Annotated in this window: 16 protein-coding genes; all 16 read left to right on the forward strand. The window is 70.7% G+C overall.

What is annotated here, in order from left to right; genetic code table 11:
- Nucleotides 1–65: 65 nt before the first annotated feature.
- The 16 genes from VFV21_RS05525 to VFV21_RS05600 all read left to right on the forward strand — a co-directional run bounded on the left by VFV21_RS05525 (nt 66) and on the right by VFV21_RS05600 (nt 17,249).
- Nucleotides 66–875, forward strand: coding sequence for an enoyl-CoA hydratase-related protein (locus VFV21_RS05525; RefSeq protein ID WP_329668478.1), 810 nt, complete (start codon nt 66–68; stop codon nt 873–875).
- A gap of 5 nt (nt 876–880) precedes the next feature.
- On the forward strand, nt 881–2,659 hold the full coding sequence (locus VFV21_RS05530) for an acyclic terpene utilization AtuA family protein (protein WP_329668479.1): 1,779 nt from the start codon (nt 881–883) through the stop codon (nt 2,657–2,659).
- 5 nt (nt 2,660–2,664) lie between these two features.
- A complete protein-coding gene (locus VFV21_RS05535) occupies nt 2,665–3,438 on the forward strand; it encodes a TetR/AcrR family transcriptional regulator (protein WP_329668480.1) in 774 nt (257 codons plus the stop codon).
- The gene (locus VFV21_RS05540; RefSeq protein ID WP_329668481.1) at nt 3,435–4,946 is read left to right on the forward strand and encodes an acetyl-CoA carboxylase biotin carboxylase subunit; all 1,512 of its coding nucleotides are present in this window, start codon (nt 3,435–3,437) and stop codon (nt 4,944–4,946) included. Before VFV21_RS05535 ends, VFV21_RS05540 begins: the two co-directional genes overlap by 4 nt.
- A gap of 179 nt (nt 4,947–5,125) precedes the next feature.
- Nucleotides 5,126–5,479, forward strand: a complete 354-nt coding sequence (locus VFV21_RS05545) for an endonuclease domain-containing protein (RefSeq protein WP_329668493.1) — start codon at nt 5,126–5,128, stop codon at nt 5,477–5,479.
- 3 nt (nt 5,480–5,482) lie between these two features.
- A complete protein-coding gene (locus VFV21_RS05550) occupies nt 5,483–5,989 on the forward strand; it encodes an acetyl-CoA carboxylase biotin carboxyl carrier protein subunit (RefSeq protein ID WP_329668482.1) in 507 nt (168 codons plus the stop codon).
- Nucleotides 5,986–7,593 (forward strand): acyl-CoA carboxylase subunit beta, encoded by a 1,608-nt coding sequence (locus tag VFV21_RS05555; protein ID WP_329668483.1) that lies wholly within the window; start codon nt 5,986–5,988, stop codon nt 7,591–7,593. Before VFV21_RS05550 ends, VFV21_RS05555 begins: the two co-directional genes overlap by 4 nt.
- 10 nt (nt 7,594–7,603) lie before the next feature.
- On the forward strand, nt 7,604–8,608 hold the full coding sequence (locus VFV21_RS05560) for an alpha/beta hydrolase (RefSeq protein WP_329668484.1): 1,005 nt from the start codon (nt 7,604–7,606) through the stop codon (nt 8,606–8,608).
- Nucleotides 8,609–8,662: 54 nt separating this feature from the next.
- Nucleotides 8,663–10,546, forward strand: coding sequence for a propionyl-CoA synthetase (locus VFV21_RS05565; protein ID WP_329668485.1), 1,884 nt, complete (start codon nt 8,663–8,665; stop codon nt 10,544–10,546).
- Nucleotides 10,547–10,696: 150 nt separating this feature from the next.
- A complete protein-coding gene (locus VFV21_RS05570) occupies nt 10,697–11,392 on the forward strand; it encodes an SDR family oxidoreductase (protein ID WP_329668486.1) in 696 nt (231 codons plus the stop codon).
- Nucleotides 11,382–11,822, forward strand: a complete 441-nt coding sequence (locus VFV21_RS05575) for a 6-carboxytetrahydropterin synthase (protein ID WP_329668487.1) — start codon at nt 11,382–11,384, stop codon at nt 11,820–11,822. The genes VFV21_RS05570 and VFV21_RS05575 overlap by 11 nt, the downstream gene beginning before the upstream one ends.
- 85 nt (nt 11,823–11,907) lie before the next feature.
- Entirely contained in the window at nt 11,908–12,966 is a 1,059-nt protein-coding gene (locus tag VFV21_RS05580) for an esterase/lipase family protein (RefSeq protein ID WP_329668488.1), read from the forward strand.
- 153 nt (nt 12,967–13,119) lie between these two features.
- On the forward strand, nt 13,120–14,370 hold the full coding sequence (locus VFV21_RS05585; RefSeq protein WP_329668489.1) for an NAD(P)/FAD-dependent oxidoreductase: 1,251 nt from the start codon (nt 13,120–13,122) through the stop codon (nt 14,368–14,370).
- Between the two features lie 5 nt (nt 14,371–14,375).
- Nucleotides 14,376–14,696: a 2Fe-2S iron-sulfur cluster-binding protein gene (locus tag VFV21_RS05590; protein WP_329668490.1), complete on the forward strand. Its 321-nt coding sequence runs from the start codon at nt 14,376–14,378 to the stop codon at nt 14,694–14,696.
- On the forward strand, nt 14,696–15,946 hold the full coding sequence (locus VFV21_RS05595; protein WP_329668491.1) for a serine hydrolase domain-containing protein: 1,251 nt from the start codon (nt 14,696–14,698) through the stop codon (nt 15,944–15,946). The genes VFV21_RS05590 and VFV21_RS05595 overlap by 1 nt, the downstream gene beginning before the upstream one ends.
- A gap of 103 nt (nt 15,947–16,049) precedes the next feature.
- Nucleotides 16,050–17,249 (forward strand): serine protease, encoded by a 1,200-nt coding sequence (locus tag VFV21_RS05600; RefSeq protein ID WP_329668492.1) that lies wholly within the window; start codon nt 16,050–16,052, stop codon nt 17,247–17,249.
- Nucleotides 17,250–17,361: the final 112 nt, after the last annotated feature.

The following is a 17,361-nucleotide window of genomic DNA, read 5'->3' on the forward strand; positions in this document are numbered from 1 at the left end:
GCGCAGGCCTGCGTCCGCAGCCCTCCTGAGTGCCACTCATCCGGCCCGCAGCCAGGAGCCTTGCGATGTCCGAACCCGTCCTGATCGAGCGCCGTACCGTCGAGGGCGCCCCCGACCCGCAGGGGCCGGTGCAGTGGATCGTCATCAACCGCGAGGAACGCCGCAACGCGCTCAACGAGGAGGTGGTGCGCACCATCGACCGCGGCATCCGCGAGGCGGTGGAGGGCGGGCAGGTGCGGGCCATCGTCATCACCGGGGCCGGCGACAAGGCGTTCTGCGCGGGCGCCGACCTCGCCAAGAACGCCAAGGGCTTCGCCTTCGCGGTCGACTACTCGCGGCCCAAGCACTACATCGTCGACCTGTTCAAGCGCCTGCAGGAGTGCACGCTGCCGGTAATCGCCCGCGTCAACGGCCACGCCATGGCCGGCGGCTTCGGCCTGCTCTGCGCCTGCGACATGGCGATCGGCGCCGACGACATCCGCATCGGCACCACCGAATCGAAGATCGGCATGACGCCGATGATGATCCTGCCCTACATGCTGCGCGTGCTGCCGCCGCGCAAGCTGCAGGAGATGTGCATCACCGGCGAGCAGTTCACGGCGCAGGACGCGCTCGACTGGGGCGTGCTGAGCTACGCGGTGCCGCGCGCCCAGCTCGACGAGAAGCTGCAGTGGCTGCTGGCGCGCACCGTCGACAAGTCGCCCACCGCCATCCGCCTGGGCAAGCAGGCCTTCAACGCCACCCGCGACATGGGCCTGCGCGAGGCCCTCGAGTACGCCCAGGCCATGGTGCCGGTGATGTCCAGCACCCAGGACGCCAAGGAGGGCATGGCCGCCTTCCAGGAGAAGCGTCCGCCCAATTTCACCGGGAACTGAACGCCATGCGCAGCGAAATCCGCATCGGCTGTGGCGCCGGCTTCTGGGGCGATTCCGCCGAGGGGCCGAAGCAGCTGGTCGAGTCCGGCGAGATCGACTACCTGGTGCTCGACTACCTGGCCGAGATCACCATGAGCCTGCTGGCGCGGGCCCGCGCCAAGGATCCCAACGCCGGCTACGCCACTGACTTTCCGTCGGTGGTCGCCGGCCTGGCGCCGAAGCTCAAGGCCCAGGGCATCAAGGTCGTCACCAATGCCGGCGGCGTCAATCCGCAGGCCTGCCAGTTGGCGATCGAGGAGAAGCTGCGGGAGAAGGGCATTGCGCTGAAGGTGGCGATCGTCACCGGCGATGACCTGCTGGAGCGCGCCGCGGAGTTTGCGGACACGCGCGAGATGTTCAGCGGCGCGGCCATGCCCACGAAGCTGTGGAGCATGAACGCCTACCTGGGCGCCTTCCCGGTGGCCGCGGCCCTGGCCGGCGGCGCCGACATCGTGCTCACCGGTCGCTGCGTCGACAGCGCCGTGGTGCTGGGCGCGCTGATCCACGAGTTCGGCTGGAAGGCCGACGAGTTCGACAAGCTGTCCGCCGGCAGCCTGGCCGGCCATGTCGTGGAGTGTGGTGCCCAGGCCACCGGCGGCATCAGCACCGACTGGGAGGCCGTGGCGGGCGACTGGGACCGCATGGGCTTCCCCATCGCCGTCTGCCGCCCGGATGGCAGCTTCATCGCCACCAAGCCCGCGAACACCGGCGGCCGGGTCGTGCCGGAGACGGTGGCCGAGCAGATCGTCTACGAGATCGGTGATCCCGCCGCCTACCTGCTCCCGGACGTCACCTGCGACTGGCGCGAGGTGCAGCTGCGCCAGGTGGGCGAGAACCGCGTGGAGGTGACGGGTGCGAAGGGCCGTGCTCCGACCGCGCATTACAAGGTGTCCGCCACCTGGCAGGACGGCTTCCGCACCACCGGCACGATGATGATCGGCGGGGTCGACGCGGTGCGGAAGGCCGAGGCCGTGGCCGCGGCGATCCTCAAGCGCACGCGGCGCCTGCTTGCCGCCCGTGGCCTGGCCGACTACACACGCACCGATGTCGAGGTGCTGGGCAGCGAGGCCAACTGGGGCGCCAACGCCCGTCGCCGCGACGCCCGCGAGGTGATCCTCAAGCTGGCGGTACAGCACGCCGACAAGAACGCGCTGGAGATCTTCGGCCGCGAGTTCATCCCGCCCGCCACGGCCATGGCCCAGGGCATCACCGGATTCTCCGGCGGCCGACCCTCGCCCACGCCACTGGTGCGCCTGTTCTCCTGCCTGGTGCCGAAGGACCGCGTGCCGGTGCAGGTGGACGGCGTCGACTGGACCGCACCGGTGGTGGGCTACGGCGACGGGCGCGCGCCGGCACCGGCGCCGGTAACCGAGACGGTCCTGCCGGGCGGCCCGAGCCGCAGCGTGCCCCTGATCGCCCTGGCCTACGGCCGCAGCGGCGACAAGGGCGATGCCGGCAACATCGGCGTGCTCGCGCGCCGTCCCGAGTTCCTGCCGGTGCTGCGGGCGCAGCTCACCGCCGCGGCGGTGAAGGCCTACTTCGCGCACTTCGCGCAGGGGGCGGTCGAGCGCTACGAGCTGCCGGGCCTGGGCGGCTTCAACTTCCTGCTGCATGAGGCGCTGGGCGGCGGCGGCATGGCCAGCCTGCGCTACGACCCGCAGGGCAAGATGCTGGCCCAGATCCTGATGGACTTCCCGGTGACGGTGCCCGAGGACTGGGTCACGCGTGGCTGGGTGAAGGCCTGAGCGCCATGAGCCGCAAGCCCGTCCGCATCCATGCCCCGCGCCTTGCGCGCGAGCAGCGTGTGGACGAGATCCTGGTCGCGGCACGCGATCTGTTCTGCGAGAAGGGCTACGAGAGCCTGGCGGTCTCGGAGATCGCCGCGCGCATCGGCGTGGTCGAGGGCACCATCTACAAGTACTTCGCCACCAAGCGCGAGCTGCTGCTGCGCGTGCTGGAGCACTGGTACGAGGAAATGTTCGGCGACTATGCCCGCGATCTCGCCGGGCTGACCCAGCACCGGGCGCGCCTGCGCCTGCTGGTGTGGCGCCACCTGCGCTCGGTGCGCGACTACCCGCGCCTGTGCGGCCTGATGTTCCGCGAGGTGCAGTCCGAGCGCGACTACCGCGGCACCGTGCTGCATGACCTCAACCGCCGCTACACCCAGCTGCTGGTGGAGGTGGTCGAGGCGGGCCAGCGCGCCGGTGAGTTCCGCGCCGACATCCCCGCAGCGCTGCTCCGCGACCTGGTCTACGGCGGCATCCAGCATCACTGCTGGGCCTATATCGGCCGCGCCAGCGAAGGCACGGCGCGCGAGCGCCGGCGCCTCGACATCGACCGTATCGCCGACCAGCTGGTGGCGGTGCTGTGCGAGGGCGTCGTCCGCCCGGCCGGCACCGACCTGCAGCAGGAAATGCAGAAACTCACCCGCATCGCCAGCCGCCTGGAGCAGGCGCTGCCGACCCTCCCGTCCTCTTCATCCCCGGCGCCGACCGCGCCCAAGTCCCGGAAGGACCTGCCATGAAACCCACCCATGCCGTGCCCGATGTTCGCGCCTGGCCCTTTCACACGGTGCTGGTCGCCAACCGCGGCGAGATCGCGGTGCGTGTCCTGCGCACCGTGCAGAAGCTCGGCCTCCGGGGCGCCGTCGTCTATCACGCCGCCGACCGCGGCACCGCCGCGGTGAAGATGGCTGACCGGGCCATCGAGATCACCGGCAGCACGCCGGTGGCCAGCTACCTCGATGGCGCCCAGATCATCGCCGCGGCCAAGGCCTGCGGCGCCGGCGCCATCCACCCCGGCTACGGCTTCCTGTCCGAGAACAAGGGCTTCTGCCAGGCGGTGGAGGCGGCCGGCATCCGCTTCATCGGCCCCACGCCGGAGCAGATCGACCTGATGGGCGACAAGGTGCGCGCCCGCAACTACGTCGAGAAGGCCGGGTTCCCGGTCGCGCCCTCGGCGATCGAGGACGACGATCCGAAAACCTTCGTCGAGCGCTCGCGCAAGGTCGGTGCGCCGCTGCTGATCAAGCCCAGCGCCGGTGGCGGCGGCAAGGGCATGCGCATCGTCCGCGACCTGTCGCTGCTGGAGCAGGAGATCGAGCGCGGCCGCTCGGAAGGCCAGCGCTACTTCGGTGATGGCCGCCTGTACTGCGAGCGCTACATCGAGAACCCGCGCCATATCGAGGTGCAGGTGCTGGGCGACGGCCAGGGCAGCGTGGTGCACGTGTTCGAGCGCGAATGCTCGGTGCAGCGCCGCTTCCAGAAGATCGTCGAGGAAACCCCGTCGCCGGCGCTGGATGCCGCGCTGCGCGAGAAGATCTGCGAGACCGCCGCCGGCATCGCCCGCGCGCTCAACTACCGCAACGCCGGCACCGTCGAGTTCATCTTCGGCCAGGGCGGCGAGTTCTATTTCCTGGAGATGAACACGCGCCTGCAGGTGGAGCACCCGGTCACCGAGGAGATCACGGGCATCGATCTGGTGCTGCAGCAGCTGCGCGTCGCCGCTGGCGAGAAGCTGGGCTATGCGCAGGCCGATGTGCAGTCCTCCGGCCACTCGATCGAGTTCCGCATCTACGCCGAGGACGCCGCGCGCGGCTACACCCCGACCACGGGCCCGATCCTGGTGCTGCACCCGCCGCAGGGCGAGGGCGTGCGCTGGGACAGCGGCGTGCTGCAGGGTGGCGAGGTGACCTCGGCCTTCGACCCAATGATCGCCAAGCTGATCATCCGTGGTACGGACCGGAACGACGCCATCGCCAAGGCCGACCGCGCGCTGCGTGACACCGTGCTGCTGGGCTGCAAGACCAACACCGCCTTCCTGCGCCGCCTGATCGCCCACCCGGCGTTCGTGGCCGGCGACGTGCATACCGGCTTCCTCGACGCCAATCCGCAGATCGCGGCCGAGCCGGCCCTGCCGGCGGAGACCCTGCAGGCCCTGCTCGGGGCCGCGAGCCTGAGCACGCGGCCGATGCGCGACGTCGCCGACGCGGTGCCGGACATGCATGCGGCCATGGGCGGCTGGAGAAACTGATCGTGGCGGTTTCGGCAGACACGCCCGCGTCGCGGGCGCCCTCTCCCCCAACCCCTCTCCCGCAAGCGGGCGAGGGGAGTGACCTTGTTCCCTCTCCCGCTGGCGGGAGAGGGGCAGGGGAGAGGGCCGCGCCGCAGGCGCGGAAGACGAAGCGCGTCGCTCTCGGCAGAGCCAAGGCGCTGCGCTCGAACCCAACCGATGCCGAACTGCGCCTTTGGTATCACCTTCGCGCCAGCCGCTTTCTCGGTCTGAAGTTCAAGCGCCAGCATCCGGTGGGGCCCTACATCGCTGATTTCGTCTGCCTGGCGCACCACCTGATCGTCGAGGCCGACGGCGGCCAGCACAACGGAAGTGCCCGGGATGCCGAACGCGACACGTTCCTCCGCGCGCAGGGCTATCGAATCCTGCGCTTCTGGAACGACGAGGTTCTGAGCAACACGGAAGCGGTACTGGAAAGCATCCGCCTCGCCGTTGGCGAGCCGCCCTCTCCCCTGGCCTCTCTCCCGCAAGCGGACGAGGGGAACCGGAGTTAGTTCATGCATCACGCCTTCAAACTCGGTGACGACGTCCATAACGTCGAACTCTCGCGCTCCGCGACCGCCTACCGCCTGCACCTGGGCGACCAGGTCCTGGCCGTGGACCTGAAGACCGGCGCCGACGGCCGCGCCTGGCTGACCCTGGGCGAGCGCCACGTCGAGGTGGTCATCGCCACGCGCGGCGATGACGTCTTCGTGCACCTCGACGGCGAGGCCTACCAGCTGCGCTACCAGCATCCGCTGGATCGCCTGGCCGCCGCATCGGGCGGCAGCGCCGAGGACCACATCCGCGCGCCCATGCCCGGCAGCATCGTCAGCGTCGGGGTCAAGGCTGGCGACGCTGTCACCAAGGGCCAGACCCTGCTGGTGATGGAGAGCATGAAGATGGAAACCACCATCGCCGCACCGCGCGATGGCGTCATCGCCAGCGTCACCTACGACAAGGGCCAGACCTTCGACCGCGATGCGCTGCTGCTGAGCCTGGAACCGCTGGAGAAGAAGTCGTGAAGCGTATTGAATCGAAGCTCAACACCGCCTCGGCGGATTTCCAGGCCAACCTCGCGCACAACCGCCGCCTGGCCCAGGAGTTCAAGGAGAAGCAGGACAAGATCCGCCACCAGCGCCCGCAGCGCGACATCGATCGCCTGCGTGACCAGAAGAAGCTGCTGGTGCGCGAGCGCCTGCAGCTGCTGCTCGACCCTGGCACCCCGTTCCTGGAGCTGTCGTCCCTGGCCGCCAACGAGGCCTACGACGGCGAGGTGCCGGGCGCGGCCTGCGTCACCGGCATCGGCATCGTCTCCGGGCGCGAGGTGGTCATCAACGCAGGCGATGCGAGCGTGAAGGGCGGGGCCTGGTATCCGCTCACGGTGAAGAAGACCGTGCGGGCGCTCGACATCGCCATCGAGAACCGGCTGCCGGTGGTCCATCTCTGCGACTCGGCCGGCGGCTTCCTGCCGCTGCAGGCAGACCTGTTCGCCGACAAGTACATGGCCGGCCGCATCTTCCGCAACCAGTGCATGCTCTCGAAGATGGGCGTGCAGCAGGTGTCCGTGGTGCTGGGCCACTGCACCGCCGGCGGCGCCTATGTGCCCGGCCTGTCCGACTACAACGTGATCGTGCGCGGCACCGGCGCGATCTTCCTGGCGGGTCCGCCGCTGGTGAAGGCGGCGACCGGCGAGGACGTGACCGTCGACGAGCTGGGCGGCTGCGACATGCACACCAGCGTCTCGGGCACCGCCGATTACCCGGCCGGCTCCGAGGAAGAGGCCATCGCCATCGCCCGCGACATCGTGGCGCAGTTCAAGCGCCCGCAGAAGTCGCTGATCGAATGGCAGGAGCCGGAGGCGCCTTACTACGACGGCAGCGAGCTGTACGGCATCCTGCCGCGCGACATCAAGGCGCAGTTCGACATGCGCGAGGTGATCGCCCGCCTGGTCGACGGCTCGCGCTTCCACGAGTACCAGCCCAACTACGGCAAGACCCTGATCTGCGGCTACGCCCACCTGTGGGGCTACAAGATCGGCATCCTCGCCAACAACGGCGTCCTGTTCAACGACAGCTCGCTCAAGGGCGCGCACTTCATCGAGCTCTGCAACCAGGGTCGCGTGCCGATCCTGTTCCTGCAGAACATCACCGGCTTCATGGTCGGTCGCGAGTACGAGCGCCGCGGCATCACCAAGGACGGCGCCAAGATGATCATGGCGGTGTCCAACTGCGAGGTGCCGAAGTTCACCGTCATGTGCCATGGCTCCTTCGGCGCCGGCAACTACGGCATGAGCGGCCGCGCCTTCGACAGCCGCTTCCTGTTCAGCTGGCCGCAGTCGCAGACCTCGGTGATGGGCGCCGAGCAGGCTGCCAATACCCTGGCCGACGTGAAGATCCGCCAGCTCGCCAAGCAGGGCAAGAAGCTCAGCCAGGCCGAGATCGACGCGATCCGCGACCCGGTGCTGGGCGAGTTCAAGCGCAAGCAGAGCGCCTGGTACACCACCTCCGAGATCTGGGACGACGGCATGCTCGACCCGGTCGATACGCGCAACGCTCTCGGCATCTCGATCTCCGCGGCGCTCAACACGCCGATCGGCGATCCGCGGTATGGCGTGTTCCGGATGTAAGCTCGACGCCATGAACGCTCCCGAAACCCCGTCGTCCTCCGCGCCCCTCCTGCTCGCGCCCGCCGAGGGCCTGGTGCAGTACAAGGCCGTGGCCATCAGCACCCGCAGCCGCTTCATCACCTGGCTGCTGAAGGTGTTCCTGCGCCCCTGGCTGGCGCGCCTGATCCGCAGCTCCGACGAGAAGATCGCGCGCATCCAGCTGCAGATGACGCACATGCGCTGCCCGAAGACCTACGGCCAGTCGCTGGAGTACACGGTGGTGGGCGCCATCCCCGGACATGTCGTCGGCGACCTGCGCGACACGAGCAAGCCGGTGATCCTGTGGCTGCATGGCGGCGCCTTCATCCTGCCGGCCTCGCCGATGGCGCACCTGGAGATGGCCTGCCACTTCGCCGCCAAGATGGGCGCGCATGTGTTCCTGCCGGACTACCGCCTCGCGCCGCGCAACCGTTTCCCGGCGGCGCTGGACGACTGCGAGCGGGCCTACCGCCTGCTGCTCGACCTGGGCTTTCCGGCCTCGCGCATCGTCATCGGCGGGGACTCCGCGGGCGGCAACCTCACCCTCGGCGTGCTGCAGCGCATCCGCAGGCAGGGCTGGCCGATGCCGGCCTGCGCGCTGCCGGTCTCGCCGGCCACCGAGCTGGGCCGCATCCACGCCCCGGCCTCGCGCCCCTGGCGCATGAAGCAGGACCCGATCCTGCCGATCGCCGCCCTGCAGCGCGTCGACGAGATGTATGCGGCTGACCATGACGCCTCCGATCCCGAGCTCTCGCCGCTCTATGCCGACTGCCGCGGCTTCCCGCCGCTGTTCGTGCTGGCCAGTGACAACGAGGTGCTGCTGGACGACAGCGTGCTGTTCGCGCGCCGTGCCAAGGCACATGGCGTGAACGTGCGCTGCGAGATCTGGCCGGTGCTGCCACACGCCTTCCCGCTGTTCGGATCGCTGTACCCCGAGGTGCGCGCGGCGCGTACCGACATGATGGCCTTCATGCGCGAGCATCTCGCGCCGGCCTGAGCCAGGCGGCGGCGGGCTCGCGCGGCGGGCCCCCATCGCGCGAGGAGAGAAACGATGAGCCTTTACCAGGACGAAGTCCGACGCGCACAGGCCGACCCGGCCGCCTTCTGGGCCGAGCAGGCGCGCCGCCTGCACTGGGACGCGCCGGCCACGCAGGTGCTCGACGCCAGCGCCGCGCCGTTCTACCGCTGGTTTGCCGGTGGGGTGCTCAATACCTGCTACAACGCGCTTGACCGCCATGTCGAGGCCGGGCGCGGCGAGCAGGCCGCCCTGATCCACGACAGCCCGCTGACGCAGAGCCAGCGCCGCTACAGCTACCGTGAGCTGCGCGATGCCGTGGCCCTGTTTGCTGGCGCGCTGGTGTCGCAGGGCGTGAAGCACGGTGATCGCGTGATCATCTACATGCCGATGGTGCCGGAGGCGGCCATCGCCATGCTCGCCTGCGCCCGCATCGGCGCCGTGCACTCGGTGGTGTTCGGCGGCTTCGCCGCACCGGAGCTGGCCAAGCGCATCGACGACGCCCAGCCGGTGCTGGTGGTGTCCGCTTCCTGTGGCATCGAGCCGGGCCGCGTCATCGAGTACAAGCCCCTGCTCGACCAGGCCATCGCCCTGTCGGCGCACAAGCCCACGCGCTGCATCATCCTGCAGCGGCCGCAGGCGCGCGCCACCCTGCAGCCGGGCCGCGATCTGGATTGGGAGGCCGCGACCGCCGGCGCCGACCCGGTGCCCTGTGCGCGCACCGCCGCCACCGATCCGCTGTACGTGCTCTACACCTCCGGCACCACCGGCAAGCCCAAGGGCGTGGTGCGCGACCACGGCGGCCATGCCGTGGCCCTGGCCTACTCGATGAAGGCGGTCTACGACGTGCAGGCCGGCGACGTGTTCTGGGCGGCCTCCGACGTGGGTTGGGTGGTCGGCCATTCCTACATCGTCTACGGCCCGCTGCTGGCCGGCTGCACCACGATCCTCTACGAGGGCAAGCCGGTCGGCACGCCCGACGCCGGTGCTTTCTGGCGCGTGATCGCCGAGCACCGCGTGAAGGCCTTCTTCACCGCGCCCACGGCCTTCCGCGCGATCAAGAAGGAAGACCCGCGCGGCGAGCTGCTGAAGCGCTACGACCTCTCCTGTCTCAAGACCCTGTTCCTGGCCGGCGAGCGCAGCGATCCGGACACGATCCAGTGGGCGCAGCAGATGCTGCAGGTGCCGGTGGTCGACCACTGGTGGCAGACCGAGCTGGGCTGGCCGGCCATCGCCAACTGCCAGGGCCTGACGCCGATGCCGGTCAAGCCGGGCTCGGCCAGCGTGCCGGTGCCGGGCTTCGACCTGCGCGTGCTCGACGAGGCCGGCGCCGAAGTGCCGGCCGAGACCATCGGCAACCTGGTGATCAAGCTGCCCCTGCCGCCGGGCACCCTGCCCACCATGTGGAACAACGAGCAGGGCTACGTCGAGCACTACCTGGCGCGCTACCCCGGCTACTACCTGGCCGGCGATGCCGGCTATGTCGATGCCGACGGCTACTGGTGGGTGATGTCCCGCATCGACGACATCATCAACGTGGCTGGCCATCGCCTGTCCACGGGGGCGATGGAGGAGGTGCTGGCCGGCCATCCGGACGTCGCCGAGTGCGCCGTGATCGGCGTGGCCGACGCCCTCAAGGGCCAGATTCCGGTGGGCCTGGTCGTGCTCAAGGCGGGCGTGCAGCGGCCGCAGGCCGCGATCCTGCAGGAGCTAGTCGAGCGCGTGCGCGCGCAGATCGGCGCGGTGGCGGCGTTCAAGCAGGCGGTGGTCGTGGCACGCCTGCCCAAGACCCGCTCGGGCAAGGTGCTGCGCGCCACCATGCGCGCCATCGCCGACGGCCGCCCCTACACCGTGCCCGCTACCATCGACGATCCGCGCAGCCTCGAGGAGATCGCCGGCGCGCTGCGGCCGGGCGGCTGAGCTGCGCCCCGGTCCCGGCGGCAACGAACCGGCTGCCTCTGCAGGAGCGGACCTTGTCCGCGATCAGGCCGCCGCCGCGCCTTGCCACGCTGAACAGGACCGCGTGCCGGTTCAGGCTGCGCCGCAGGGCCAGCGTGCGACAATGTCGGCATGAACACCTATCCCCGCGCGATCTTCATCACCGGTGGCGGTACCGGCCTGGGCGCAGCCACTGCGCGCCACCTGGTGGCCGGTGGCTGGCGCGTGGCCCTGGCCGGGCGGCGCGAGAAGCTGCTCCATGACCTGGCGGCCGAGCTGGGTGCTGCGGCCCAGGTGTATGCCCTCGACGTGGCCGACGCCGCGGCGGTGGAACGCGCGGTGCGCGACTACCGGCCGGACGGCCTGGTCTGCGCCGCCGCCATCCTTGGCCGCGGCGATCCCTACGGCGAACTCACCGCCGCGCGCTTCGCCGAGGTGATGGCGATCAACGTCAACGGCAGCTTCCACGCCTGCAGCGCCGCCATGCGTCTCTGGCGCGAGGGCGGGGTGGCCGGCGACATCGTCAACGTCGCCTCGCTCGGCGGCATCCGCGGCCTGCAGCGCTTCCCCGGTTTCGGCGCCTACGCCACCTCCAAGCACGCCATCGTCGGCATGACCGAGGCGCTGGCGCTGGACGGCAAGGCCCACGGCATCCGCGTCAACGCCGTGGCACCAGGCACCCTGCGCACCCCCATGGTCGAGGCCCTGGGCCTGGTGCCGCGCACCACGCCCGATGCCATCGCCCCCACCATCGAATTCCTGCTCGACCGTCGCCGCTCCGGCCCCATCAGCGGCACCATCGTCGAGATCCACTGCAATGACGACTGAATCTTCTACCCCGGGCACCGTCCCGACGATCTACCTCACGCGCCGCGAGACCTTCGCCGCCGCGCATCGCCTGTGGTCGGCCGAGCTCAGCGCCGCCGAGAACCACGCCCTCTACGGCAAGTGCGCGCGCGAGTTCGGCCACGGCCACAACTACGTGCTGGAAGTGACCCTGCGTGGCGGCATCGATCCCAAGACGGGCGTGCTGGTGAACGTCACCACCGTCCGCGACGCGATCCGCGAGCTGATCCTCGACCACGTCGATCACCGTCACCTCAACCACGACTCGCCGCTGTGCGCCGGCATCAACCCCACGGTGGAGAACCTCACCGTGTGCTTCTGGCGCGCGCTGCAGCCCCGCTTCGGCGCCCTGCTGCACGAGGTCTGCCTGCACGAGACCGAGAAGAACTGGGCCCGCTACCGCGGCGAGTAGTCCCGGCGCCACCCCCCGCAGACGGACGAGCACGGTCCCCGCCGTCCATGGCAGGCTGCAGGCTGTGTCTCCTGGGGGATTTCCGATGACCGACCTGCACCGTAACGTGGCCCTGGCTGGCCTGCTCCTGCTGGCGGCCTGCGGCCCCAGCGGCAATGACAGCACCGATGGCGGTGCGGGCGGCGGCGCCGAGCCGGCGCTGGAAACCCCGGTCGAGACGCTCGAGGCGGCACTGCACTGCACGGAGTTCGCGCACCCGGAACACCCGGTGGTGCTGCTGGTGCACGGCACCTTCACCGCCGGCCGCGAGCAGTACGAGTGGAACTACCTGCCGCTGCTCTCGGCGCGCGGCTTCGACGTCTGCGCCATCACCTACCCGGACCGCGGCCTCGGCGACCAGCAGATCTCCGCCGAGTACGTGGTGCACGCCGTGCGCCGCATCCACGCGCAGACCGGCCGCAAGCTCGCGATCGTCGGCCACAGCCAGGGCGTCTCCGTGCCGCGCTGGGCCCTGCGCTGGTGGCCCTCGGTGCGCGCTGCGGTCAGTGACTTCGTCGCCCAGGCCGGGCCCGTGCACGGCACCGTGGTGGCCGATCCCACGGCCCTGCTGGCGCCGCTGGGCCTGCCCCTGCCCGAGGGCAATGCCTCGGCGCCCCTGCTGCCGGCGGCGTTCCGGCAGTTCGGGCCGACCAGCCAGTTCATCCTGGCCCTGAACCGCGACGACGAGACCCCGGGCGCGGTCGACTACACCGCGATCTACACCCTGACCGACGAGCTGGTGCAGCCGGTCCTGCCGGTGCCCACCGCCGCCTTCGAGTTCGGCCAGGCCAATCCGCGTGTCGCGAACTTTCTCACCCAGGACCTCTGCCCCACGACCCTGGTCGACCACGTCACGATCGGCACCGTGGACCGCCTCGCGTTCGAGCTGACCATCGACGCGATCACCCACGCGGGCCCGGCCGACTTCACGCGCGCCGGCGGCATGGCCCTGTGCCTCAACCCGCTGCCGATCATTGCCGACCCGGCCCTGGCCTCGGCGGGCGCGCAGACCCTGCTGACCATCCTGCAGGCCGACGCCGAGGCCGGCTTCCCGGACCCGCACCTGACGACCGAAGAGCCGCCGCTGAAGGCCTACGCGCAGTAGGTCGCGGAGCGGCCTCCTGCAGGAGCGGACCGTGTCCGCGATCCGGGGCGGCCCCGGCGTCCATCGCGGACACGGTCCGCTCCTACAATAAGCCGCGGACCCGAGCGCCCGCCCGCGCCGCACCCCCATGACGAACCGCCAAGTGAGCCTGTGATGAGCCAAGACGCACCCACCCCCACCTACGTGATCGTCGGCGCCGGCCAGGCCGGCGGCGAATGCGCCTCGGAGCTGCGCAAGCAGGGCTTCACCGGCCGCGTGCTGGTGATCGGCGAGGAACCGCACCTGCCGTACCGCCGCCCGCCGCTGTCCAAGGCCTTCCTGGCCGGCACCGCCACCGAGAGCTCGCTCTACGTGATGCAGGCGGCGGCCCTGGAGAAGGCGAACATCGAGGTGCGCACGGGTGTGCGCGTCACGGCCATCGACCGCGCGGCCAAGCGCCTCACGCTCTCCGATGGCAGCACCCAGGCCTACGACAAGCTGGCCCTGACCACCGGCGGCCAGGCGCGCCTGCTGTCCTCGCCCGGCGCGGATCGCCCCAACGTCTTCCCGCTGCGCTCCATCGCCGACGTCAACGGCATCCGCGCCCGCTGCCAGCCTGGCCAGCGCGCGGTGATCGTCGGCGGCGGCTTCATCGGCCTGGAAGTGGCGGCGGTGCTGGTCAAGCAGGGGCTGCAGGTCACCCTGCTGGAAGGCCTGCCGCGCGTGCTGGCTCGCGTGACCGTGCCGCTGGTGTCCGAGTTCTTCGAGCGCATGCACCGCGAGGCCGGCGTGGACCTGCGCACCAGCGTGCAGCTGCAGGGCTTCGAGGGCGAGCCCGAGGCCACGGCCGCGGTGCTGGCCGACGGCACGCGCGTGCCCTGCGACTTCGCCATCGTCGGCATTGGCCTCGTGGCCGGTGTGGAGCTGGCGCAGGCGGCGGGCCTGGCGGTGGACAACGGCATCGTCGTCGACGAGTACTGCCGCACCTCCGACCCGGACATCGTCGCCGCCGGCGACTGCACCAACCACCCCAGCGAGTTCCTGGGCCGCCGCGTGCGCCTCGAATCGGTGCAGAACGCGATGGAGCAGGGCCGTGCCGCCGCGCACAGCCTGCTCGGCCGCGACACGCCCTACCGCATGGTGCCGTGGTTCTGGTCCGACCAGTACGACCTCAAGCTGCAGATGGTGGGCGTCTCCACCGGCCACGACCAGGTCGTGGTGCGCGGGGATCCCGCCACGCAGCGCAACTTCGCCGTCTTCTACCTGGGCGACGGCCGCCTGCTCGCCGCCGACGCCGTGAGCCGGCCGCAGGATTTCATGTTCGCCAAGAAGCTCGTCGCCGACCGCGCCGTGATCGACCCCAAGCTGCTCGCCGACGAGTCGGTGCCGCTCAAGTCGCTGGTGCCCGGCCCGGCCGCGGCCTGACGCTCATGGCCCGCATTCACTTCCGCCAGCACACCGGCACGGTGCAAACGGTCGAGGCCAGCCCGGGCCAGACGGTGATGGAAGTCGCCACCGGGGCGATGGTGCGCGGCATCGTCGGCGAGTGCGGCGGCTGCTGCTCCTGCGCCACCTGCCATGTGCATGTCGACGCCGACTGGTACGGCCGCCTGCCGCCGGCCGATGACATGGAGACCGCCATGCTCGAGGGCGCTGTGGAGCCCGGCCCGCGCAGCCGCCTGTCCTGCCAGATCAAGGTCACCGAGGCGCTCGACGGCCTGAGCGTCGCCATCCCGGCGGGCCAGGTCTGATGGAGCTGCTCGGCTACCGCAAGGTCTGGGTCCCGCGCGACCTCTCCGAAGTCACCACCATCGACCACGCCGCCGAGGCGGACCCGGCCGACGCCGGCATGAGCCGCGCCGGCATCGACCGCATCTGGGGCGCGGTGGAAAACCTCTACCGCACCGGCCTGCAGCCGGCGCTGACGATCGTGGTGCGCCGCCGCGGCCAGGTCGTGATGAAGCGCGCCATCGGCTGCCTGCGCGGCAACGGCCCCGGCGAGCGCGAGGACCGCGTGGCGCTGTCGCCGGATGCGCCGATCTGCCTGTTCTCGGCATCGAAGGCGATCTCCGCCCTGCTGGTGCACAAGCTGGCCGAGGACGGCGCGCTGCGCCTCGACGACCGCGTTGCCGACTACATCCCGGAGTTCGCGGCCCACGGCAAGGGCCGTGTCACCATCCGCCAGCTGCTCGCGCACCGCGCCGGCATCCCCACGCTGCCGATCAAGCATCCGGACCCCAGCCTGCTCCGGCACTGGGACGCCATGGTCTCGCTGCTGTGCCTGGCGCCGCCCTTCGATCCGCGCTTCGAGAAGCAGGCCTACCACGCGCTCACCGGCGGCTTCATCGTCGGCGAGCTGGTGCGCCGCGTCGGCAAGATCGAGCTGCGCGAGGCCCTGCAGCAGTGGCTGGCCGAGCCCCTCGGGCTCCAGCGCCTGAGCTTCGGCCTGCCGCCGGAGCGCCGCCACGAGGCGCCGCTGCACTATCGCACCGGCCCCAAGCCGGTGTGGCCGATCACCGCCATCGCCACGCGCGTGCTGGGCGTGGACTTCGAGCGCGCGGTCACCGCCTCCAACGACGATGGCTACCTGTCGTCGGTGGTGCCGGCCGGCAACCTCTATGCCTCCGCCGACGATGCCTGCCGCATCTTCCAGATGCTGCTCGAGGGCGGCACGCTGGAAGGCCGCCGCGTGCTGCGCGAGGACACCGTGCGCGAGGCCGTGCGCCCCGTGGGCCGCATCCAGTTCGACGGCATGCTCAACCTGCCGATCCGTTTCTCGCCGGCCTTCATGCTCGGCGAGAACCCCGTCGGCCTCTGGGGCCCCAACTGCCGCGAGGCCTTTGGCCACATCGGCTTTATGACCGTGCTGTGCTGGGCCGACCCGCGCCGCGACCTGTCCGTGGCCATCCTCAACACCGGCAAGTCGGTGGCGCCCGCCGCGGTGCTGCAGATGGCGCGGGTGGTCGGCGCCATCACGCGCGCCTGCAAGCCGGTGCGCTGAGGGCGAACACCCTTGCTGCCCGCGCCTGCGCGCGGCTAGGCTGACCCCGGAAGCCGCGCCCCGCGCGGCGCGAACACCGACAGGAATCCTGGGGGGACTCCGCATGGGAACGCCGAAGCTACTCGCGGCCGTGCTGCTGCTGGCGCTCGGAGGCTGCGCCGGAACGCCGATCAATCCCGGCCAGCTGCCGACCAACCTGGTCGTGAAGCCCGGTGTCACGCTACCCGTGCGCGCCGGCATCGGCGTCTACCTGCCGGCCGGTGCGCTCCAGTACAACGAGGTCTTCCGCGGCCAGATCGTGCAGCGTGGACGCTTCATGCGCGAAGGCGTCGACGCCGTGGCGCGGCATTTCTTCGCCACCGTCGTGCACCGCGACCAGCCCACGGCGGATCCGGTGGGCCTGGTGCTGGACCTCGACCCCAAGTGGTCGGGCGAGCCGGGCAAGTTCGGCATCGAGCTGGCCTACCGCCTCTACGACGCGCAGGGCAAGCAGCTGATGGCGGGCAGCAAGCGCGAGACGCTGCCGCTGACCGCCAACGCCCCCGACGTGCTGATCAAGAACCTGGCGATCAAGGCCACGCAGCAGATCATGGTGGAGATCGTGAACTCGCCGCTCGCCAGTCCGGCGACGCCGCGTCCCACCATCGCGCTGGCGCAGTTCCCGGCGCGCCTGCTGCTCAACGAGGAATCGCCCTGGCGCCTGGCGCCGGGTTTCTACATCAACCCGGCCGGACAGCTGCTGACCGCGGCCTCCGGGGTGCAGGACTGCCTGCGCATCGACGTGGTCAGCGGCGAGACGCGACGCGCCGGCACGCTCGTGGCGCAGAGTGCCCTGCTGAACCTCGCCGTGGTCGACACGGGGGCGCCCTTCGCCACGCCGCTGTCGCTGTCCGTGACCCGCCCGGCGCTGGGCGCGGCCACGACCGCCGTGTCCTACACCCGCAACAAGGAGGGCGCGGTCACGCGCGGCCTGTCCTTCGGCAACGTGGTCGGTCACGAGGGAGCGGCGACCGCCTTTGGCGTGTTCCAGTTCTCCACCGCGACCCGGCCGGCCTCGCTGGGTGCGCCCATCCTCGGGCCCGACGGGCGGCTGATCGGCGTCTATGCCGGTGGCTACTCCTACGACTACCTGCAGAACCGCAGCCTGCTGCCCGCCAACACCTACCAGGGTCTCTACGCTGAAATCGCGGCGCAGTTCCTGGAACGCCATCGCGTGGCCTACAGCAAGGCGGAGTACGCCGATACCCAGGCCCCGGTGGACCGCGCCGGTGCCGCCACCGTCCAGATCGCCTGCTACCAGTGAGAGGTCCCGCCATGCACGTCCTCCCGCGCCTCGCCGCCGCCCTGGCCCTGACGGCCGCCGGCCTCGCCACCGCCCAGACCCCTCCGCAGACCACCCCCCCGCCGGCAAGCCC

The sequence above is a fragment of the Arenimonas sp. genome (assembly GCF_036275555.1).
Classification (GTDB): Bacteria; Pseudomonadota; Gammaproteobacteria; order Xanthomonadales; family Xanthomonadaceae; genus Arenimonas.